Source organism: Streptomyces sp. NPDC051684 (assembly GCF_044453445.1).
In the GTDB taxonomy this organism is placed as follows: Bacteria; Actinomycetota; Actinomycetes; order Streptomycetales; family Streptomycetaceae; genus Streptomyces.
In genome coordinates this window covers 118,635-139,004 of record NZ_JBITCS010000004.1, presented here as the reverse complement: position 1 = coordinate 139,004, position 20,370 = coordinate 118,635, and the positions used below count along the sequence as shown (strand labels likewise).

Sequence of the window (20,370 nt, the reverse complement as noted above, 5' to 3'; positions counted from 1 at the left end):
GCAGAGGACTGCCCCGCCCGCGGCGGTGTGTTCCGTCAACCGGCTGGAGCTGTCAGTCCCCGTGGCCGAGCGCGACGTCGAGGTCGCCCGGGTTGCCGCTGCCCGCCACCGTGACCGGCTTCGACACCGGCGGGTAGCCGCTGGCGATCACCGTGTACGTGGCGCCGGACAGGCCGGCGAACGCGTACGCCCCGTCGTCGCCGGTGGTGTGCACCGCGACCACGTTGCCCGCCTGGTCGAGGAGCGTGACGCGGGCGTCGTTCACCGGGGAGCCGTCGGTGCCACGGACCGTGCCGGTCAGTGTCGCGGCGGAGCGCAGCAGGGCGTCCTGCCGGGTGGCGGTGCCACCGGCGACCTGGGCCTGGCCCGCGTACGGCTGGAAGCCCTCCGCGCTGGCCGTGAACGTGTACGCGCCGGGGGGCAGCTGCGGCAGCGAGTAGCCGCCGTCCGGGTCGGTGAGCGCCGATCCGACGGTCTCGCCGCGCTCGTCGGTGGTGACGACGAGCGCGCCGACCACGGGCGCCGAATCGGACTCGGACCGCACGGTGCCGTAGAGGCCGCCGTCGCCGCTGAGGACGAGGTCGAAGCTGACCGGTCCGTCCGCGCGCAGCGCCAGCGTGGCGACTCGCGGGTCACGGCCCGGCGCCGAGCCGACGAGGACGTAGCCCTCGCCGTCGCCCGAGGGAGCCGACACCGCGTAGCTGCCGTCGGAGGCGGCGGCGCCGCGCCCGATCTGCGCGCCGCCCCGGTCGATGAGGGTGACGACGGCGCCGGACAGGGGAGCGCCCTGACCGTCGAGGATCCGACCGTGCACACCCGGGCCCTCCACCGCGGGGGCGGTGGCGACGGGGGTGACGGCAGCGGCGGCGGCCACGGCCTCGCCCGCCGTCTCGGCGGCCTCGGCCGCCTCGGACGTGGACTCGACCTTCTGCTGCGCCTGCGCGTGCGGACGGCCCGCGCGGTACATCAGGACCGAGATGACGAGACCGGCCACGAAGAACCCGGCGGCCCACCAGTACGCGGTCGCGTAGCTGTGCACGGCGGCCTCGGCCTGGCTGGACTTCGAGACACCGTGGTCGGCGATGTAGTTCGTGGCGGCCGTCGCGGCCATGGTGGAGAACAGGGCGGTGCCGATCGAGCCACCGACCTGCTGCATCGTGTTCACGGTCGCGGCGGCGACACCCTGGTCCTTCGGGTCGACCCCGAGGGTGGCGAGGCTCATCGCCGGCGGCATCACGAGACCGATACCGACACCGATCATGATCAGCGGCGGCAGCACGTGCGAGGCGTAGCTGCTGGTCACGTCGAGCGCGGTCAGCCACACCAGGCCGCCCGCGGTGAGACCCATGCCGACCGGGACGACCGGCTTGGGGCCGAGCTTCGGGATCAGCGCCATGGTGGCGATCTGCGCGGTGATCATCAGCGAGAGGATCATCGGCAGGAACGCGACGCCGGTCTCCATCGGGCTCTTGCCGAGGATCGTCTGCAGGTAGTACGTCAGGAACAGGAAGATCCCGAACATGCCCGCACCGGTGATGAACACGCTCACGTAGGACGCGGCGCGGTTGCGGTCCGCGAGGACGCGCAGCGGCAGCAGGGGGTGCTTGGCCCGGGTCTGCCAGAAGATGAAGAGCGCGAGCAGGACGACACCCGCGGCCAGGAAGACCCAGCACATCCAGTTGCCCCAGCTGTGCGTCTCGGCGTTGGAGAAGCCGAAGACGATGCTGAACAGGCCCGCCGCGACGAGCAGTGTGCCCATCAGGTCGAGCTTGGGGCGCGGGCCCGGGGCGGGCTTGCGGATGAAGACGAGCGCGCCGACGACCGCGAACGCGGCGATGACCAGGTTGACGTAGAGCGTCCAGCGCCAGTCGAGGTGCTCGGTGAGGAAGCCGCCGAGCAGCATGCCGATCGCGCCGCCGGAACCGGCGATCGCGCCGAAGATGCCGAACGCGCGGGCGCGGTCCTTCGGCTCGGTGAAGGTCGTCGTGAGCAGCGCCATCGCGGTCGGCGCGAGAATCGCGCCGAACACACCCTGCAGGGCGCGGCCCGCGACGAGCATCGAGAAACCGGTGGCGGCACCGGCGAGGGCGGACGAGCCCGCGAACCCTATGAGGCCGATGATCAGCGTGTTCTTGCGCCCGAACAGGTCGGACAGCTTGCCGCCGAGCAGCAGGAGGCTGCCGAAGGCGAGCGAGTAGGCGGTGACGACCCACTGGCGGCCGTCGTCGGAGAAGCCGAGGTCCGCCTGGGCGGACGGCAGGGCGATGTTCACGATGGTGGCGTCGAGCACCACCATCAGCTGGGCGAGGCCGATGACGGCCAGGACCCACCAGCGGTGGGGCACGTGGTGCGCGGCCGGGGCGCCCGGCGGCTGTGCGGACGAGGCCGCGGCCGGACGCTCGCGCGCGTCGAGCGGGGTGGGCATTGCGTGGTCCTTCGAGGTCTGTCGGGAGCCTCGGGCCGTAAAGGCGGCCCGAGGCGGTCAGGCGGGCAGCAGCAAGGGGAGGACGACGGTGTCCACGTAGCGCTGGAGATATTCGGTGTCGGCCGCCCGCCGCTCGAGGAGCGGCCGGGAGAAGACGGAGCCGACGAACATGTGCGGAAGGAAACCGCAGGCGGGTGCGGAGCGGTCGATCTCGCCGCGCTCCGCGGCCCGCGCCAGCATCGCCTCGAACAGGTCGAGCTCGGGCTGGACGAGCGCCTCGTGCACGGCGTCCGCGAGCTCCGCGTCCTTGCGGATGGCCAGCGAGATGCCGCGTACGAGGTCGAGATCCTTGCGGGCCTCGCCGATCCGCTCCGCGAGCGCGTGCAGATCGCCCCGGAGCGACCCGGTGTCCAGGTCGTCGAGGGAGAACGGCCGCATCTCGCGCAGCGCCTCGGACACGAGCCGTGGCTTGCTGCCCCACTGCCGGTAGAGCGTTGCCTTGCTGCACTTCGACTGCGCGGCGACGGCGTCGAGCGTCATCGTCTCGTAGCCGACGTCGCGTACGAGGTCGAGGGTGCGTCCGAAGAGCTCGCGCTCCCGCTCGGGGGTGAGGCGGGTACGCCGCTTTCTGCGCGTGAGGGGTTCGGGCAGCCCCATGGGTTCCTTGCCTGACGGGTGGTGCGCGGATCCGCTCGCTGTGTCGTGCGCGGATAAGCGAACCGAAACGGTTTCGTACCGTTAGAAGGTACGCCCTCCCCTCATCGAAACGCAAACGTTTCGTTCCCTGTGTGTCCCCGGTGAAGATCGCTCGACGATGCTCAACGCGCATCGCAAGATGCGAAATCGGTGTTGGACGTGCATCAGCGGCAGCTCATAGCGTCACGCCAGACCAGTGACGCGGGCCATACGGGAGTTGGCCAGCCTCCGGTACGTCTGTCGCACACCTCAGTTCGGGAGCACCGCCGCTATGACCGCCTACACGCCTGCCGACCTCGGTCGACGCCTCGGCTCGGGCCTGTTGTCCTTCCCCGTGACCCACTTCCGGGACAAGGACCACCCCGCCGCCTTCGACTTCGACGAGGAGGCCTACCGGGAACACGTCGGCCGCCTCGGAGCGTACGAAGTCGCCGGACTCTTCGCGGCCGGCGGCACCGGCGAGTTCTTCTCGCTGACCGTGGCCGAGGTCGAGCGGGTCGTGGCCGCGGCCGTGGCCGCCGCACCCGAGGGCACCCCGATCCTGGCCCCGGCCGGCTACGGCACCGCCACCGCCGTCGAGATGGCGAAGGCCGCCGAGCGCGCGGGCGCCGACGGCATCCTGCTCTTCCCGCCCTACCTCACCGAGGCCCCGCAGGAGGGACTCGCCGCACATGTCGAGGCGGTCTGCCGGGCGACGAACCTCGGTGTCATCATCTACAGCCGCGCCAACGCCGTGTACGGTGCCGACACCGTGGCCCGCGTCGCCGAACGCTGCCCGAACCTGATCGGCTACAAGGATGGCGTCGGTGACATCGACGCCATGACCCGCATCTACGCGAGGCTCGGCGACCGGCTCACCTACATCGGCGGCCTGCCGACCGCCGAGATGTTCGCCCTGCCGTACCTCGAACTCGGTGTCACCACCTACTCGTCGGCCCTCTTCAACTTCGTCCCCGAGTTCGCGCTCTCCTTCTTCGCGGACATCCGCGCCCGCCGCCACGACGAAGTGCTGCGCAAGCTCGACGAGTTCGTCCTGCCGTACACGGAGATCCGCAACCGCAAGAGCGGCTACGCGGTCAGCATCGTCAAGGCGGGACTCGCCGCGACCGGCCACCCCGCGGGCCCGGTCCGGCCGCCGCTTACCGACCTGGAACCGGCGGAGCTGGACGCACTCACCGCGCTGATCAAGGGCATCGGCCGCTGAGCCCGGCCGGCGCTCGCCCCATGTTCCGCCCGCCCCTTCCGTAGGTCCCCTCATCCGCCTGCGAGCCGCACGCGAAAGGTGTCACCGTTCATGAGCACCAAGGCCGTTCCCCCCGCACCCACCCCCGTCGTCGCCTCGATGCGGGTCGTCCCGGTCGCGGGCCAGGACAGCATGCTGCTGAACCTGAGCGGGGCCCACGCCCCGTACTTCACCCGCAATCTGGTGATCCTCACCGACTCCGACGGCCGCACCGGTGTGGGCGAGGTCCCCGGCGGCGAACCCATCCGCACCACCCTCGAAGAGGCGAGGGACCTCGTCGTCGGCCGGCCCGTCGGCGACCCGCAGGCCGTCCTGCGCGCGATACGCGAACGCTTCGGCGACCGGGACGCGGGCGGCCGCGGCGCGCAGACCTTCGACCTGCGCGTCACCGTGCACGCGGTCACCGCCGTCGAGGCCGCGCTGCTCGACCTGCTCGGTCAGTACCTGAACGTGCCGGTCGCCGCGCTCCTCGGGGAGGGCGTGCAGCGCACCTCCGTCCCCGTCCTCGGCTACCTCTTCTACGTCGGTGACCGGCGCCGCACCGACCTCGACTACCGCGACGAGTCCGACGCCAAGGACGCCTGGGAGCGCCTGCGCAGCGAGGAGGCGCTCACCCCCGAGGCGGTCGTCGCGCTCGCCGAGGCGGCCCAGGAGCGGTACGGGTTCCAGGACTTCAAGCTCAAGGGCGGCGTCCTCGACGGCCGCGCCGAGGCCGAGGCCGTCACCGCCCTCGCCGAACGCTTCCCCGAGGCCCGCATCACCCTCGACCCCAACGGCGGCTGGCTGCTCGACGACGCCATCGAGATCGGCCGTTCGCTGCGCGATGTGCTCGCGTACGCCGAGGACCCCTGCGGCGCCGAGGGCGGCTACTCGGGCCGCGAGGTGATGGCCGAGTTCCGCCGTGCCACCGGCCTGAAGACGGCCACCAACATGATCGCCACGGACTGGCGGCAGCTGGGCCACGCCATCAAGGCCGACGCGGTCGACATCCCGCTCGCCGACCCGCACTTCTGGACCATGAACGGTTCGGTGCGCGTCGCCCAGCTCTGCGACGCCTGGGGCCTGACCTGGGGTTCGCACTCCAACAACCACTTCGATGTGTCGCTCGCGATGTTCACGCACGTCGCCGCCGCGGCGCCCGGTGACATCACCGCCATCGACACCCACTGGATCTGGCAGGACGGCCAGCGCCTCACCCACGAGCCGCTGCCGATCGAGGGCGGCGCCATCGCACTGCCCGAACGCCCCGGCCTGGGCGTCGAGTTGGACCTGGACCAGGTCGAGGCGGCCCACCAGCGCTACCTCTCCCTCGGCCTCGGCAGCCGGGACGACGCCGCCGGGATGCAGTACCTGATCCCCGGCTGGACCTTCGACGCCAAGCGCCCGGCCCTGGTGCGCTGACCCCTTCCGCCGTCTCCGGTACGGCGTCGTGCCCCGCTCGCACGACGCCGCCCCGAGCCCTCGCATGCCCTGACTTCCGAACGTGCACCTCCGTCACTTCGAAGGAGAAGTGATCATGCCAATGCTCGTCGTTGCGCTCAGTGTTGTGGCGCTGCTGTTCCTGATGACCAAGGTGAGGCTCAACGGCTTCATCGCCCTGCTGCTCGTCGCGGTCGTCGTCGCGATGGTCCAGGGCATCAGCCTGCCGGAGATCTCCGATGTCCTGGAGACCGGTATCGGCGACCAACTCTCCGGCACCCTGCCGGTGATCGGCCTGGGAGCCATGGTCGGCCGCGTGATGGGTGACGCGGGAGCGGCCCAGCGCATCGCCACCAAGCTGACCAAGGCGTTCGGCGACCGGTGGGTGCAGGTGGCGATGGTCGTCACCGCGATGCTCATCGGTGTCACCATGTTCTACGAGGTGGCCTTCGTCATCATCGTCCCGGTGGCCTTCACCCTGGTCCGCGTCACCCGGCAGAACCTGCTGTGGATCGGCCTGCCGATGTCCATCGCGCTCTCCACGATGCACAGCTTCCTGCCGCCGCACCCCGGCCCGACGGCCGTGGCCGAGATGTTCGACGCCTCCGTCGGCCAGACCCTCTTCGTCGGCCTGTTCATCGCCGTCCCGGCCGGCGCCCTGATCGCCCTGGTCTGGCCACGCCTGCCGTTCGTCCGCCGGATGAACCCGTCGATACCCACCGGCCTCGTCACCGAGCGCGTCTTCGAAGAGGACGAGATGCCGGCCCTCGGCTGGTCGCTCGCGGTGGCCCTGCTCCCGGTGGTCCTCATCGCCGGCGCGGCCATCGCCGAGATGTCCCTCGACGACCACGCCCCGGGCATGGGTGTCATCAAGTTCGTCGGTTCCCCCGAGTTCGCGCTGCTGCTGACCTTGCTGCTCGCCATCTACGTCTTCGGCCCGCGCGTCGGCCGCTCGCTCAAGGACATCGCCACCTCCTGCGGCGACGCGGCCAAGTCCATGGCCATGATCATGCTGGTGATCGCGGCGGGCGGCGCGTACAAGAACGTGCTCGTCGAGGGCGGCATCTCGGACTACATCAAGGACACCACCGAGCACTGGTCGATCTCCCCGCTGCTGCTCGCCTGGCTGATCGCGGCGATCCTGCGCATCGCGCTCGGCTCGGCCACGGTCGCCGTGTCCACGGCCGCGGGCATCGTCGCGCCGATGGTGGCGGGCAGCGGATCCTCCCCGGAGCTGATGGTGCTCGCCGTCTCCTGCGGTTCGATCGCCTTCTCCCACGTCAACGACCCGGGCTTCTGGATGTTCAAGGAGTACTTCAACCTCTCGGTCCTCGACGCGATCAAGGCACGGACCACCTATACGACGGTGCTCGCGGTGCTGGGCCTCGGTGGTGTCATGGCGCTCAACGCCGTGATGTGAGGATCCGACAGGCGTTTGTAACAGCCATGTATGGGTGCGGAGTCAGGAGGAACGGTTCACCCCTCGGTTGGGGTCCTTTACACCAGTAACGCTCGCCCCCACCGAGCGGACAGCACCACCGACCACGGAGGAACCGAAACCATGCGCGCTCAGAAGACCGCACTCGCCGCCCTGGCCCTCGTCGCGGGCCTCTCGCTCACGGCCTGCCAGGGCAACGAGGACTCCGCCGCGGGCAGCGACGACTCCGGTTCCTCCTCGTCGTCCTCGTCGTCGTCCGCCGCCTCCGACTCGGGTGGTGGCGGCGACGCGCGGCAGGGTGGCGACGACAACGCCACCAACACCGGGGACGACACCGCCACCACCGGCTCCGCGGACGCCGACGAGGGCAGCGGTGGCGGGCAGATCAACACCGGCCCCTGCAAGACGGCGAACCTGGCGTTCAGCACCGCCCACGGCATGGGCGAGGGCGACCTGATGGTCACCCTGAAGAACACCAGCGACGCCTGCTCCCTCAAGGGCTTCCCGGGCGTCGACCTCAAGGCCGACAACGGAGGCGGCGGCATCAGCGCCAAGCGCAGCGACCGCACCGCCCCGGCCGTCGTCCTCAAGAACGGCGAGGAGACCCGGTTCACGCTGCACACCCCGCGCAACGACACCGGCGGCTCGGGCGTCGACATCGTGAGCATCGTCGTCACCCCGCCGAACGAGACCCACTCCAAGACCCTGCCGGTCTCCCTCAACCTGCCGGTGAGCGACTCCACCGGCTCCAACGTGACGGTGGACCCGGTCGGCTCCGGCAAGCAGTGACCTCAGGTCACGTGAGCAGCTCGGCGACCCGCCGCCAGCCCTCGAGGGGCAGCCGGTCGGGCGGCGTGCCGTCCACCACCTGGAGCGCGATGTGGTCAGCGCCCGCGTCGAAGAAGGCGTCGACGCGGGCGCGGATGCGCTCCTCGTCGCCCCAGGCGTACAGCGCGTCGATCAGGCGGTCGCTGCCGCCTGAGGCGAAGTCGTCCTCGGTGAAGCCGAGACGCAGCCAGCTGTTCGTGTAGTTGGGCAGCGCGAGGTACATGGCGAGGACCTCCCGGGCAAGCGCGCGGGCGCGGTCCGGGTCGGTCTCCGGCACGACCTTCAACTCCGGTGCGAGGAGCGGCCCTTCGCCGAGCAGCTCACGCGCCTGCGCCGTGTGCTCGGGCGTGACCAGGTAGGGGATCGCGCCCGCGGCCCGGTCGGCGGCGAGCTTGAGCGTGCGCGGGCCGAGCGCCGCGAGCAGCCTGCGCTCGACGGGCACCCCGGCCGCGTCCAGCGCGTCGAGGTAGTCGACGAGGGCGGAGTACGGCCTGCGGTACTGCTCCGCCAGCTTGGCGTGGCTGACACCGAGGCCGAGCTGGAAGCGGCCGGGGTGCGCCTTCTCGACCTCGGCGAACGCGGCCGCGCTGTCCTGCGCGTCGTGCTGCCAGATGCTCTGGATGCTGGTCCCGACCGTGAGCCGCGACGTGGCCTCCAACAGCGGCAGGGCATTTGCCGCCGCGCTGTTGCCGCCCAACCAGACGGCTCCGTAACCGAGTTCCTCGAGTTCGGCGGCGGCGTCGGCGATCGCCGCGCGCTGGTCCGGGTCCTCCGAGCGGAGCCCGACGTTCCAGATTCCGTACCGGCCGACCTTGTCCTTCAGGGCGGTGCTCATGTGTGTCCGATCCCTCCGCTGGATGGATGTGGGGCGTCCACAGCCAGACGAGCACAACCAGCGCGGGGGCGCATCGCATTCCAGCTCCCATGTCCCGCGTACCGGCGGAAACCGGAAGCTGGGTTTCCCTTTACCATTTCTTTGCTGATGGAAAACTCCGGATCACCCCGCTCGTCCCGCACTGCCTGAGGTGCCTGCCCCACCCCGGAGTCCCCGTTGTCCTACTCACCCTGGTCGTTGCTCAGCGACGCCGGCCTGATAGCCGTGCTGCTGCTCGTCGGCACCCTGTTGCGCGCCCATGTCCGGCTGTTCCAGCGGCTGATGCTGCCCTCCAGCGTCATGGCGGGCTTCCTCGGTCTCGCGCTCGGCCCGGAAGGGGCGGGGCTGCTGCCGTTCTCCGACCAGCTCGGCACCTACGCGTCCGTACTCATCGTCGTCGTGTTCGCCTGCCTCGCCCTCACCGACGGCCTCGGCCTCAAGGGCTTCGGCAAGGCGGCAGGATCCTTCGGCTCGTACGGCGTCGCCGCCTACGCGTTGCAGGTGGGCCTCGGTGTCGTACTCGGCCTGGTGCTGCTCCAGCCGGTGTGGGACGTGCCCGACGCCTTCGGGGCGCTGCTCTTCGCGGGCTGGGCCGGTGGCTTCGGCACGGCGGCCGCCCTCGGTACCGCCTTCGAGGCGAACGGGTGGGAGGGCGCCGGCTCCCTCGGCTTCACCTCGGCCACCGTGGGCATGCTCGTCGGTGTCGTCGGCGGCATCATCCTGTGCAACTGGGGCGCGCGGCGCGGACACACCAGCAGCGTCGGCCGCTTCGAGACGCTCCCCGAGGAGCTGCGCACCGGCCTCGTGCGCAAGGACGAGGAGCGCCACCCCACCGGCCGCGCGACCACCTCGCCCGCCTCCATCGAACCGCTCGGCTTCCAGATCGCGGTGATCGCCGCACTCGCTGCCGCCGCGTACGGCGTCTCCGAGTGGATCACCGGGATGTTCCCCTCGCTGATGCTCCCGGTCTTCGCCCTGGCCTTCATCCTCGGCCTGCTCCTGCGCGCCGTCGTGGCCCGCACCAAGGCCTGGAACTACGTCGACGGGGAGTCGCTCAAGTCGCTCTCCGGCACCGCCACCGACGTCCTGATCACCTGCGGCATCGCCTCCATCGTGCCCAGCTTCGTCGCCGACTACTGGCTGCCGCTGGCGCTGATGTTCGCGGGCGGGCTCGCCCTCGTGCTCTTCCTGTTCCTGGTCGTCGCGCCGCGCCTGTTCGAGGGGAACTGGTTCGAGAAGGGGCTCGTGACCTGGGGCTGGACGACCGGCGCCGCGGCGACCGCGATCGCCCTGCTGCGCATGGTCGACCCGAAGCTGAAGAGCGGCACGCTGGAGGAGTTCGGCGTCGCCTACATCCCCGTCGCGCCCGTCGAGACGGCCACCGTGACGTTCGTGCCCGTCCTGCTGTCGGCCGGCGCCGCCTGGGCCGTCGGCGGCGCGTGGGCCGCGGTCGGTGTGCTCGCGCTCGTCCTGCCCTGGCTGGCCGGGTGGGCTCCGCGCGGCAAGGCGAAGGCGTCACAGGTGCCGGCCAGGGAGAGCGCCGGGGTCTGACACACCACGGCGAAGGCGAACGCCGCACGAGAAACGCCCCGGGCGCCCCCGCCCGGGGCGTTTCTCGTGCGCACCCACTGGACGGGCGGCCCCGAATCATCCGATGATTGCCGGGCCTGCACGCGCTCCACTTCCGCCCCAACGGCCCCCGGAGACGCCCCAGATGACCGAGACCGGACATTCCGCCTCCCCTCCGCCCGCACCGTTCCCCCTGCGCACGAAGCTCCTCCCGCCACCCGCCGTCCGGGAGCTGCCCGCACCGCCCGCGAAGACCTGGCGCATCATCGGCCCCGGCGTCGTGGCCGCCGGAGTCGGACTCTCCTCGGGCGAATTCATCCTCTGGCCGTACATCGCCACCCAGGCCGGACTCGTCTTCCTGTGGGGCGCCGTCGTCGGCGTGGTCACCCAGTGGTTCCTCAACATGGAGATCGAGCGCTACACCCTCGCCACCGGCGAGACCGCGGTGACCGGCTTCAACCGCTACTGGCGCCACTGGGGCCTGGTCATGGTGGTGTTCACCTGCGCGGCCAACCTCTGGCCCGGCTGGGCCACCAGCTCGGCGACGATGCTCAGTTACGTCTTCGGCGGCAAGCCCGCCTACATCGGCATCGGGCTGCTCGTCCTCATCGGCCTGATCCTCACCCTCGCGCCCGTCGTCTACAACGCGCTGGAGAAGCTGCTCGGCGTCAAGATCCTCGTCATCGGCGGCTTCTTCCTCCTCGCCCTGATCCTCGCGGTCACCGCCACCACCGTGGGCGACCTCCCGAAGGCCGTCACCGACGCGACGTTCCCCTCCGAACTCGGCGTGGCGGTCCTGATGGGCGCCCTCGCCTACGCGGGCGCGGGCGGCGGACAGAACCTGGTGCAGAGCAACTGGATCCGCGACAAGGGCTTCGGCATGGGCCACTACGTGCCCCGCCTCGTCAGCCCGGTCACCGGCAAGGAGGAAGCCGCGGGCCCCGTCGTCGGCTACGTCTTCGAGCTCACGGAGACGAACATGTCCCGCTGGCGCCGCTGGTGGCGCTTCGCCAACGTCGAGCAGGCCATCACCTTCGTCCTCGTCACCGTCGTGACCATCATCCTGTCCTCGATGCTGGCGCATTCGACGCTGTTCGGCACGGGTGGCCTGGAGAACAACGTCGGCTTCATCGAGAAGGAGGGACAGGTCCTCCAGGAGCGCGTGGGGGACTGGTTCGGTGTGTTCTTCTGGCTGGTCGGCGCGTTCTCGCTGTTCAGCGCCGCCACCGGCATCATCGACTACACCAGCCGGATGGCGGCCGACGTCCTCAAGTCGACGTATCTGCGCGGAAGTCGGACGAGCGAGTCGCGGATGTACGCGCGCCTGGTGTGGGCGGTCGTCGCCATCGGCGCGATCGTGCTGCTCTCCGGGTTCGACCAGCCGCTCGTCCTGCTCGTCATCTCCGCGTGCGTGTCCGGCGTGATGATGTTCGTGTACTCGATCCTGCTCCTCGTCATGAACCGCACCGCGCTGCCGAACCCCCTGAAGGTGCGCGGCTTCCGCGTGGCCGCGCTGGTGTGGGCGGTGCTGCTCTTCGGTGTGCTGTCCGTGCTCACGGTGCGCCAGCAGCTCTCGGACCTCTTCGGCTGAACGCCGAAACCTGAAACCCGGTTTTACGTATCAACGTGTCTACGGACAGGAGTGTGTGATGACGGATGGTCACCCCGCCCGACGCAGCCAGGCCTGGTTCGGTGCCGCCGGACGCGGCGGCATGGTGTACCGGTCGTGGATGCGCAACCAGGGCTTCGGGCCCGAGGTGTTCGACGGCCGGCCGGTGATCGGCATCGCCGTGTCCGCGTCCGAACTCGCCCCGTGCAACGCCCACTTGACGCGGGTCGCCGAGGCGGTGAAGCGCGGGGTGTGGCAGGCCGGCGGCTTCCCGCTGGAATTCCCCACCATGGCCACCGGCGAGACGCTGATGCGGCCCACAGCCATGCTGTACCGCAACCTCATGGCCATGGAGGTCGAGGAGCTGATCCGCGCCAACCCGCTGGACGGCGTGGTGCTGCTCTCCGGCTGCGACAAGACGACCCCCGCCATGCTGATGGGCGCCGCGAGCGTGGACCTGCCCGCCGTGATGGTGACCGGCGGGCCCATGCTCAACGGCAAGTTCCAGGGCCGCGACGTCGGCTCCGGCACGGCAGTGTGGCAGATGGAGGCCGAGGTCAAGGCCGGGCGGATGACCGAGGAGGAGTGCTTCTTCGCCGAGGGGTGCATGGCCCGCTCCAACGGGCACTGCATGACGATGGGCACGGCCTCCACCATGGCGTGCATGGCGGAGACCCTCGGCATGCAGTTGCCGGGCTCCGCGACCTGGCCCGCGGTCGACATGCGCCGCTACGAGACCGGGCAGGCGGCGGGCCGCCGCATCGTCGACATGGTGGACGAGGACCTGCGCCCCTCCCGCATCCTCACCCGCGAGGCCTTCGAGAACGCGATCCGCACGAACGCGGCGATCGGCGGCTCCACCAACGCCATCATCCACCTGACGGCGCTCGCGGGCCGGGTCGGCGTCCGCCTCGACACCGAGGACTTCGACCAACTGGCTCGCGACGTACCGACGTTGCTCAACCTCATGCCGTCCGGGAAGTACCTCATGGAGGACTTCTGCTACGCGGGAGGCCTGCCCGCCGTCCACCAGGAACTGGTGCGGGCCGGACTCCTCGACGGCGGTCAGCTCACGGTCACCGGGCGCAGCATCGCCGAGAACGTGGCGGACGCGGAGCGCGTCGGCGACGAGGTGATCACGGCGGTGGCCGATCCGTTCCAGCCCGCGGGCACCGGGACGGCGGTCCTGCGCGGCAACCTCTGCCCCGACGGCGCGGTCATCAAGCAGTCCGCGGCCTCGCCCCATCTGCTCACGCACGCCGGCACCGCGCGCGTCTTCGACTCGCCGGAGGCCTACCACGCGGTGTGCGACGACCCGGACCTGGACGTCGACGCGGACACGGTGCTCGTCATCCGCGGCGCGGGCCCGAAGGGCTACCCCGGCATGCCCGAGGTCTCGAACGTGCCGCTGCCCACGAAGCTGCTGAAGGCCGGGGTCACCGACATGGTGCGCGTCTGCGACGGCCGGATGAGCGGCACGGGGTACGGCACGGTCGTCCTGCACGTGGCACCGGAGGCGGCGGCCGGCGGCCCGCTGGCCCTCGTACGCGACGGAGACACCATCACCCTGGACGTCCCGAAGCGCTCGCTGCGCCTGGAGGTCGACGAGTCCGAACTGGCCCGCCGCCGCGCGGCCTGGCAGCCGCCCGAGCCCCGCCACACCAGCGGCTACGCCTGGCTGTACACCCAGCATGTCGAAGGCGCCGACCGCGGCGCGGACTTCGATTTCCTGCGGGGGTGCCGCGGGGACGCGGTACCACGCGACTCGCACTGACGGCGCGCAGCGGGGGACCGCATTTCGTACTTGATGTGCGGATCGCGGACACTGGTACTCGGCGGGGGACGAGGAACCAGAGAGGAAGAACCAGCGTGGCCGACCCGATGCAGGCACCCGCGCCCGAGACGGGCGCGGAACCGCCCAAGCCGGACGACGTGGCGCTCGCACGTCAGATCCGCGCGGGCTTCCAGCGCATCCAGATGGAGCACGAGTTCGCCGTGGACGAAGTGCTGACCAAGGTCTCCATCCTGCGCAAGGAGTTCCTGCACCTGCATCGGTACAACCCGATCGAGCACGTCGGCTCACGCGTCAAGACGACCAAGAGCATCCTGGACAAGGTCACGCGCCTCGGGATCGAGCCGACGCCCGAGGCGATCCGGGCCGGTCTCCACGACATCGCCGGTGTGCGCATCACGTGCAGTTTCATCGCCGACACGTACCGTGTGCTCGAGGCGCTCACCTCGCAGACCGACGTCAAGGTGCTCCGGATCAAGGACTACATCGCCGAGCCGAAGCCCAACGGCTACAAAAGCCTGCACGCCCTGATCGAGATCCCGGTGTTCCTCAGCACGGGCCCGGTCCCCGTGACCGTCGAGGTGCAGGTCCGCACGATCGCCATGGACTTCTGGGCCAGCCTGGAGCACAAGATCTACTACAAGTACGACCGTGCGGTGCCCGCCGAACTCGTCACGAGCCTCACCGAGGCGGCGCAGCTCGCCGAGCAGCTCGACCGGCGGATGGAGGAGCTGCACACGGAGGTGCGCGGCTCCGGTGAGGAGCGTGTCCAGGACGACGACGTGCCGGACATGGAGGAGCAGATGCTGCTGCGGGTCTGGGAGAACGCCCGCGCGCACGCCGAGGCCGACACCGACTCCGTAAACGACACCGGCACCGGCGGCCACTCCGGGCGGTGACGTCGGCGCGGGTAGCCTCGCCTCGGGGCATGGCCAACATCAATTTCAGCTCTCGCGTCGGCGTCTGGTGGACCAGCGACCGGTGGCCGATCAACGACGTTGTCGCCCGTGCCCGTGAGATCGAGGATCTCGGCTACGCATCGCTGTTCTACGGCGAGGCCGGGGGCAAGGAGACCTTCACGCAGGCCGCCGCCGTGTTGAGCGGCACCGAACGGCTGGTGGCCGGCACCGGCATCGCCAACATCCACGCCCGCAGCGCCCCCGCGAGCGAAGCGGGGGCCCGGACGCTCGGCGCGCTGTACCCGGGCCGGTTCGTGCTCGGTCTCGGCGTCAGCCACGCCCCGCTCGTGGAGCACAGCTACGCCGGTTCGTACACCAAGCCGCTGAGCACCATGCGGGAGTACCTGCGGACGATGGACGCGGTCCCGGCCGAGGTCGAGCCCGGCGGGCAGCGCCCGGCACGCCTCCTTGCCGCGCTCGGCCCGAAGATGATCGAGCTGTCCGGCAAGGCGGCCGACGGGGCGCACCCGTACCTGGTGACCCCGGAGCAGACCGCGAGCACCCGCGAACTGCTGGGCCCCGACAAGTGGGTGGTCAGCGAGCAGGCCGTGGCGCTCACCACGGACCGGGAGATCGGTCTGCGGCGCGCGCACCAGCACCTGCACATGTACTCGCAGCTGCCCAACTACCGTAATTCCTGGCTGCGTCAGGGATTCGACGAGTCCGACATCGTCGTCGGCGGCTCGGACAAGCTGGCCGAGGCCATGGTCGCCATGGGCGACGCGGACGCGGTCGCCGCACATGTGCGGAGGCACCTCGACGCGGGCGCCGACCACGTCGTCGTCCAGGTCCTCGGCGAAGACCACTCCGCCGACCCGCTGCCCGCGCTGCGCGAACTCGCCCCGGCGCTCGGTCTGTAACCGGGAGACAATAATTGCGCGCCACGCATTATTGCGTGGCGCGCAATGTTTGCTATCGTGGTGCCATGAGCGGACTGCGGGAGCGCAAGAAGGAAGCCACGCGGGTGGCCCTGAGCTGGGCCGCCATCAGGCTCACCGTGGAGCGTGGGCTCGACGGGGTGCGGGTCGAGGACATCGCCGAGGCGGTGGGTGTGTCGCCGCGCACCTTCAACAACTACTTCTCCAGCAAGGCGGAAGCGATCGCCTTCCGGCACCTCCGGCGTTCCTTGCGGGTGGCCGAGGAAGTGCGCTCCGCGCCGGACGGTGAGCCGCTGTGGGAGGTCATCTCCCAAGCGGTGCTGCGGCAGTTGGAGCCGGGGCCCGAGGTGCGGCAGATGCCTCCGCAGGCGCCGGCCGACTGGGCGGCGGGTCTGCGCGTGATGGTGGCCGAGCCGGCGCTGCAGGCCGAGATGCTGCGCGCGGGCAAGGTCGCGGAGAGGGAGCTGGCCGCGGCGATCGCCGACCGCACGGGCACGTCCGTGGAGGCCGACCTCTACCCCCGCCTGGTGGCCGCGAGCGTGACGGCCGCCAACGGCGCCGCGCTCGAACTCTTCCTGGAGGGCGGCGCGGAGAAGTCGATGGAGACGCTGCTGCGGTCGGCTCTCACGATGGTGGCCGCGGGGCTGCCGACCCCGTAAGGAGACGTGTCATGTTCGACGTGATCATTGTGGGTGGCGGGCCGAACGGGCTGATGCTGGCCTGTGAACTCGCGCTCGCGGGCGTCAAGCCCGTCGTCATCGAGAGGCTCACCGGACCCAAGACCGAGCCACGGGCGAACGGCCTGGTGGGTCAGGTGGTGCGGATGCTGGACCGGCGCGGACTGTACGCCCGGATCAGTGGCAGCGACGAGCCCGTCAGGCCCGCGCCCCGCTACATGTTCGGCGCGTTCCCGCTGGAGCTCGACGGGCTGGAGCACAACCCCGTGAGCATCCTCCCCGCCCCGCAGATACGGATCGAGCAGGTCCTCGGGGAGCGCGCCGCCGAACTCGGGGTCGACCTCCGCATGGGCCAGGAAGTGGCCGATGTAGGCCAGGACGCCGACTCGGCCCGCGTGACCCTGGCGAACGGGGAGCGGCTCACCGCCCGTTACCTGGTGGCGGCCGACGGCGGGCGCAGCACCGTGCGCCGTCTCGCCGGCATCGGCTTCCCCGGAGTCACCAACGACGACTTCGTCTCGCGCTCCGCGACCTTGACCGCGCGCGATGAACACGTCGGCCCGCAAGGCGAGTTGATCGTCCCCGGCTACGGGATGCTGCCGCCCACCATGTACGTGCGCACCGAACGCGGCACCATCGTCTGGGCCCGGCTCCCCGGCCGCCCCGCGAGCATTCACACCACGGAGGTCGAGGCGCCGGACGAGGACCACTCCGCGCCGATGACCTTCCAGGAACTGCTCGACAGCGCCGAACGCGTCCTGGGCGCACCCCTGCCGGTGCTCCCGCCCGAGGGCGAAGGACCGCACCTGCTGCGCCGGCTCGTCGGAGGCAACACACGACTCGCGGACCGCTACCGGGAAGGCCGGATCCTGCTGCTCGGCGACGCGGCCCACGTGCACTCGGCGATCGGCGGCCCCGGCCTCAATCTGGGCCTCCAGGATGCCGTCAACCTCGGCTGGAAGCTCGCCGCCGCTGTCCGCGGCTGGGCGCCCGTGAACCTGCTCGACACCTACGACGAGGAGCGCCGCCCCGTCGCCGAACGCGTCGTGTCCTCGACCCTGGCCCAGTCGGCGCTGCTGCGCCCCGGCCCTGAGGTCACCGCCCTGCGGACCGTCTTCGGCGAGCTGCTGGAGACACCCGCGGGTACGGAACGCATCGCGCATCTCATCGCCGGCACCACCGAGGGCTTCGCCCCCGACCTCGTCGTGCACACCGCCACGGGAACCCACCGACTGGCCGAACTGACCGTCACCGCACGCCCGTTGCTCCTCGACCTCGACGGCGGATTCGCCGAGGCCGCGAAGCCCTGGCACGACCGGGTCGACATCATCACCGGCACGGCGGACGGCACCGACGCGACGGGCCTGCTGCTGCGCCCCGACACCCATGTCGCCTGGACCGGCCATGGCCCGGACGACGTGAGCGGGCTCGAGGCGGCGCTGAGCCGGTGGTTCGGCCCGGCGTAGGCGCACCCGCGGGGACGTTGCCGCACGCGGTCGGAGTGTGGGCCCTCAGTCGTGGGCCGGGCCGCTCGTGGACTCCCGGACCCGGAGCGATGTGCGCAGCACCACCGTCTGCAGCGGCTTCGCGGTCCCCGCGATGCGCTCCTGCAACAGCTGGGCGGCCGCGAACCCCAGCTCGTAGGAGGGGAGTTGGACCGAACTGAGCGAGGGGGTGACCAGCTCGGGCCACGGCACGTCGCCGAACGAGAGCAGTCCGGTGTCCGGCGGCGCGAGCCCGGCCTCGCGCAGCGCCGCGAGCGCGCCCACCGTCATGAGGTTGTTCGCCACGAACACGGCGTCCGGCGGCTCCGGCAGCGCCAGTAGCCGCGCCATCGCGGCGCGCCCGCCGTCCACCCGGAAATCCCCGTGCACGACGTACTCGGCGGGTGGCACGGCCGCCCGCCCCGCGTCGCCCAAGTGGTCGCGCAGCACCGCCCGGTACCCGGCCAGGCGCTCGTCGGACGTGGAGGCACCCTCGGGGCCCGCGATGCAGGCGATGCGCCGGTAGCCGCGGGCCAGCAGATGCTCGGTGGCTTCCTCGCCCCCGTGCCGGTTGTCCATCATCACGGCGTCCACGGAGGCGCCGCGCGGACGCCGGTCGACCGCGACCACGGGGGTGCCCCGGCCGACGAGCGCGGACAGGTCGGTGCGGTGCCGGGAGGCCGCCGCCACTATCACCCCGGCCATCTGCTCGGCCGCGGCCACCTCCAGATAGCGGTGCTCCTTGTCGACGTCCTCGTCGGTGTTGCACAGCACCACCGACAGGTTGGTCTCCTGCGCCGCGTCCTCGACGCCGCGGGCCAGCGCGGTGAAGAACGGGTTGCCGATGTCCGGGATGATCAGACCGATCACGGAGGCGCGCTGCATCCGCAGGGAGCGGGCGACCCGGTTGGGCGCGAAGCCGAGCACCGCCGCGGCGGCGCGCACGGTCGCCGCGCGCTCCGCGGTCACCCGGCCGCCGTTGAAGACCCGCGACACGGTGGCAGGGGAGACCCCGGCCTCGCGCGCCACGTCGTAGATCGTCGCCACAGACCCCTCACTCAACCCCTCGTCCAGGCGGGGGAGTTCGCCCCGCGATCCGGCCGTGCCCGGTGGTGCCGTCATTGTGCGCCCCGGCAACTCCCGTTCCCACGCGAACTCTTGACAGCGTCTGGCGGGAAACCTACGTTCCCGTGAAACGGATTTCAAGACGTTCCGCCGCGACCCCTCCCGGGTGCGGATTCTTCAGCTCGGCATTCCAGACATTGGCGGAGAGAACAGCAGTCGACGTCACGCGAAATCGATTTCAAACGACGGTTCACCCGATGGTTCAAACGACGGAGCTTCGATGAGCATCGCCCCCGGACTGACCGGTCTCGCCCGCACCACCAGCGCGGTCACCCGCTCGATCAGCGCGGAGAACTTCACGGGCGCCAAGGGCGCAGGCGGCATGGCGACCGAGGGCACGGGCGCGGCAGCCGCGAGTCGGCTCGGGCGCGGCTGGAAGGTCTCGCCCAGCATCGACATCGCCGCGGGCGCGACGGTGGTCCTCGCCGACATCGACGGGCCCGGCACGATCACCCACATCTGGTGCACCACGGCCCCGCACAACGCCTGGCGCCAGACGTTGCTGCGCTTCTACTGGGAGGGCGAGGACACCCCGGCGGTCGAGGTCCCGCTCGGAGACTTCTTCTGCAACGGCTGGAACGTCTTCAGCCAGGTCAGCTCCATCCCGGTGGCCGCCAACCCGAACGGCGGGCTCAACGCGTACTGGCCCATGCCGTTCCGCCGCAAGGCCCGGATCACGCTGGAGAACCTCGCCCCCGAACAGCTCACGCTCTACTACCAGATCGACTACGAACTGGGCGAAGTCGCCGACGACGCCGCCTACTTCCACGCCCAGTGGCGGCGCAGCAACCCGGTCACGGCCGGCACCGACCACACCCTCCTCGAAGGCGTCGAGGGCACGGGCCAGTACGTCGGCACGTACCTCGCCTGGGCGGTCAACAGCCCCGGCTGGTGGGGCGAGGGCGAGCTGAAGTTCTTCCTGGACGGCGACGAGCAGTGGCCGACCATCTGCGGCACCGGCACCGAGGACTACTTCGGCGGCGCCTGGAACTTCGACGTCCCCGGCCAGGGCTACACCGCGTTCACCACCCCGTACCTCGGCCTCAACCAGATCCTCAAGCCGGACGGCCTCTACGACAGCCAGCAGCGGTTCGGGATGTACCGCTGGCACGTCCTCGACCCGATCCGCTTCCAGGACGACCTGCGGGTGACGGTGCAGTGCCTCGGCATCGGTCGCGGCCAGGGCAACGGCCTCCCGCACCGCTACCGGGCCAACCACGACGACATCGCGTCGACGTCCCTGTTCTACCTGGACCGCCCCGCCGGCGTGGGCCTGCCGCCCACCCCGGACCTGCTCGACCTCGAGGTCGACACGCACATGTAGCCGTACCCACACCCACCAAGAGAGACGGGA

16 protein-coding genes are annotated in these 20,370 nt (G+C 70.8%); 12 read left to right on the top strand and 4 right to left on the bottom strand.

The annotated features are described in order from the left end of the window. Window positions 1-52: 52 nt before the first annotated feature. Entirely contained in the window at window positions 53-2,425 is a 2,373-nt protein-coding gene (locus tag ACIA8D_RS06580) for a DHA2 family efflux MFS transporter permease subunit (RefSeq protein ID WP_399229307.1), read from the bottom strand. A 57-nt stretch (window positions 2,426-2,482) separates the two neighbouring features. Beyond that, window positions 2,483-3,082, bottom strand: a complete 600-nt coding sequence (locus ACIA8D_RS06575) for a TetR/AcrR family transcriptional regulator C-terminal ligand-binding domain-containing protein (RefSeq protein ID WP_399229305.1) — start codon at window positions 3,080-3,082, stop codon at window positions 2,483-2,485. Between the two features lie 310 nt (window positions 3,083-3,392). Between ACIA8D_RS06575 and kdgD the strand changes: the two genes are divergently transcribed. From kdgD to ACIA8D_RS06555, 4 genes are all read left to right on the top strand, one after another. Then, window positions 3,393-4,325, top strand: coding sequence for a 5-dehydro-4-deoxyglucarate dehydratase (gene kdgD, locus ACIA8D_RS06570; protein WP_399229304.1), 933 nt, complete (start codon window positions 3,393-3,395; stop codon window positions 4,323-4,325). Between the two features lie 90 nt (window positions 4,326-4,415). Next, window positions 4,416-5,765, top strand: coding sequence for a glucarate dehydratase (gudD, locus tag ACIA8D_RS06565; RefSeq protein WP_399229302.1), 1,350 nt, complete (start codon window positions 4,416-4,418; stop codon window positions 5,763-5,765). A gap of 115 nt (window positions 5,766-5,880) precedes the next feature. Continuing rightward, entirely contained in the window at window positions 5,881-7,203 is a 1,323-nt protein-coding gene (locus ACIA8D_RS06560; protein ID WP_399229300.1) for a gluconate:H+ symporter, read from the top strand. A 141-nt stretch (window positions 7,204-7,344) separates the two neighbouring features. Then, the gene (locus ACIA8D_RS06555) at window positions 7,345-8,010 is read left to right on the top strand and encodes a DUF4232 domain-containing protein (RefSeq protein WP_399229299.1); all 666 of its coding nucleotides are present in this window, start codon (window positions 7,345-7,347) and stop codon (window positions 8,008-8,010) included. A 7-nt stretch (window positions 8,011-8,017) separates the two neighbouring features. On the opposite strand, the gene ACIA8D_RS06550 is transcribed toward ACIA8D_RS06555, so the two are convergent. Further along, window positions 8,018-8,884 carry an LLM class F420-dependent oxidoreductase gene (locus ACIA8D_RS06550; RefSeq protein ID WP_399229297.1) on the bottom strand — a complete coding sequence of 289 codons (867 nt, stop codon included), beginning with the start codon at window positions 8,882-8,884 and terminating at the stop codon, window positions 8,018-8,020. 216 nt (window positions 8,885-9,100) lie between these two features. Between ACIA8D_RS06550 and ACIA8D_RS06545 the strand changes: the two genes are divergently transcribed. The 7 genes from ACIA8D_RS06545 (at window position 9,101) to ACIA8D_RS06515 (ending at window position 17,873) form a co-directional block, all read left to right on the top strand. Beyond that, window positions 9,101-10,474 (top strand): sodium/glutamate symporter, encoded by a 1,374-nt coding sequence (locus tag ACIA8D_RS06545; protein ID WP_399229295.1) that lies wholly within the window; start codon window positions 9,101-9,103, stop codon window positions 10,472-10,474. 163 nt (window positions 10,475-10,637) lie between these two features. Then, on the top strand, window positions 10,638-12,083 hold the full coding sequence (locus ACIA8D_RS06540; protein ID WP_399229293.1) for an Nramp family divalent metal transporter: 1,446 nt from the start codon (window positions 10,638-10,640) through the stop codon (window positions 12,081-12,083). A 58-nt stretch (window positions 12,084-12,141) separates the two neighbouring features. Next, a complete protein-coding gene (locus ACIA8D_RS06535; RefSeq protein WP_399229291.1) occupies window positions 12,142-13,875 on the top strand; it encodes an IlvD/Edd family dehydratase in 1,734 nt (577 codons plus the stop codon). 95 nt (window positions 13,876-13,970) lie between these two features. Continuing rightward, a complete protein-coding gene (locus tag ACIA8D_RS06530; RefSeq protein WP_399229289.1) occupies window positions 13,971-14,792 on the top strand; it encodes a GTP pyrophosphokinase family protein in 822 nt (273 codons plus the stop codon). 29 nt (window positions 14,793-14,821) lie between these two features. Next, window positions 14,822-15,712, top strand: coding sequence for an LLM class F420-dependent oxidoreductase (locus ACIA8D_RS06525; RefSeq protein ID WP_399229288.1), 891 nt, complete (start codon window positions 14,822-14,824; stop codon window positions 15,710-15,712). Between the two features lie 65 nt (window positions 15,713-15,777). Further along, entirely contained in the window at window positions 15,778-16,389 is a 612-nt protein-coding gene (locus ACIA8D_RS06520; protein ID WP_399229286.1) for a TetR family transcriptional regulator, read from the top strand. A gap of 11 nt (window positions 16,390-16,400) precedes the next feature. After that, entirely contained in the window at window positions 16,401-17,873 is a 1,473-nt protein-coding gene (locus ACIA8D_RS06515; RefSeq protein ID WP_399229284.1) for an FAD-dependent monooxygenase, read from the top strand. A gap of 45 nt (window positions 17,874-17,918) precedes the next feature. Here ACIA8D_RS06515 and ACIA8D_RS06510 read toward each other — a convergent pair whose 3' ends face one another. Then, window positions 17,919-18,938 (bottom strand): LacI family DNA-binding transcriptional regulator, encoded by a 1,020-nt coding sequence (locus tag ACIA8D_RS06510; RefSeq protein WP_399229282.1) that lies wholly within the window; start codon window positions 18,936-18,938, stop codon window positions 17,919-17,921. A 298-nt stretch (window positions 18,939-19,236) separates the two neighbouring features. On the opposite strand from ACIA8D_RS06510, the gene ACIA8D_RS06505 reads away from it, so the two are divergent. Beyond that, on the top strand, window positions 19,237-20,340 hold the full coding sequence (locus tag ACIA8D_RS06505; protein ID WP_399229280.1) for a glycoside hydrolase family 172 protein: 1,104 nt from the start codon (window positions 19,237-19,239) through the stop codon (window positions 20,338-20,340). Window positions 20,341-20,370 lie beyond the last annotated feature (30 nt).

Excerpts from the sequence above, each read along its gene's own strand:
- ACIA8D_RS06580 (WP_399229307.1), bottom strand. The coding sequence starts at position 2,425 with ATGCCCACCCCGCTCGACGCGCGCGAGCGTCCGGCCGCGGCCTCGTCC.
- ACIA8D_RS06575 (WP_399229305.1), bottom strand. The coding sequence starts at position 3,082 with ATGGGGCTGCCCGAACCCCTCACGCGCAGAAAGCGGCGTACCCGCCTC.
- kdgD (WP_399229304.1), top strand. The coding sequence starts at position 3,393 with ATGACCGCCTACACGCCTGCCGACCTCGGTCGACGCCTCGGCTCGGGC.
- gudD (WP_399229302.1), top strand. The coding sequence starts at position 4,416 with ATGAGCACCAAGGCCGTTCCCCCCGCACCCACCCCCGTCGTCGCCTCG.
- ACIA8D_RS06560 (WP_399229300.1), top strand. The coding sequence starts at position 5,881 with ATGCCAATGCTCGTCGTTGCGCTCAGTGTTGTGGCGCTGCTGTTCCTG.
- ACIA8D_RS06555 (WP_399229299.1), top strand. The coding sequence starts at position 7,345 with ATGCGCGCTCAGAAGACCGCACTCGCCGCCCTGGCCCTCGTCGCGGGC.
- ACIA8D_RS06550 (WP_399229297.1), bottom strand. The coding sequence starts at position 8,884 with ATGAGCACCGCCCTGAAGGACAAGGTCGGCCGGTACGGAATCTGGAAC.
- ACIA8D_RS06540 (WP_399229293.1), top strand. The coding sequence starts at position 10,638 with ATGACCGAGACCGGACATTCCGCCTCCCCTCCGCCCGCACCGTTCCCC.
- ACIA8D_RS06535 (WP_399229291.1), top strand. The coding sequence starts at position 12,142 with ATGACGGATGGTCACCCCGCCCGACGCAGCCAGGCCTGGTTCGGTGCC.
- ACIA8D_RS06525 (WP_399229288.1), top strand. The coding sequence starts at position 14,822 with ATGGCCAACATCAATTTCAGCTCTCGCGTCGGCGTCTGGTGGACCAGC.
- ACIA8D_RS06520 (WP_399229286.1), top strand. The coding sequence starts at position 15,778 with ATGAGCGGACTGCGGGAGCGCAAGAAGGAAGCCACGCGGGTGGCCCTG.
- ACIA8D_RS06515 (WP_399229284.1), top strand. The coding sequence starts at position 16,401 with ATGTTCGACGTGATCATTGTGGGTGGCGGGCCGAACGGGCTGATGCTG.
- ACIA8D_RS06505 (WP_399229280.1), top strand. The coding sequence starts at position 19,237 with ATGAGCATCGCCCCCGGACTGACCGGTCTCGCCCGCACCACCAGCGCG.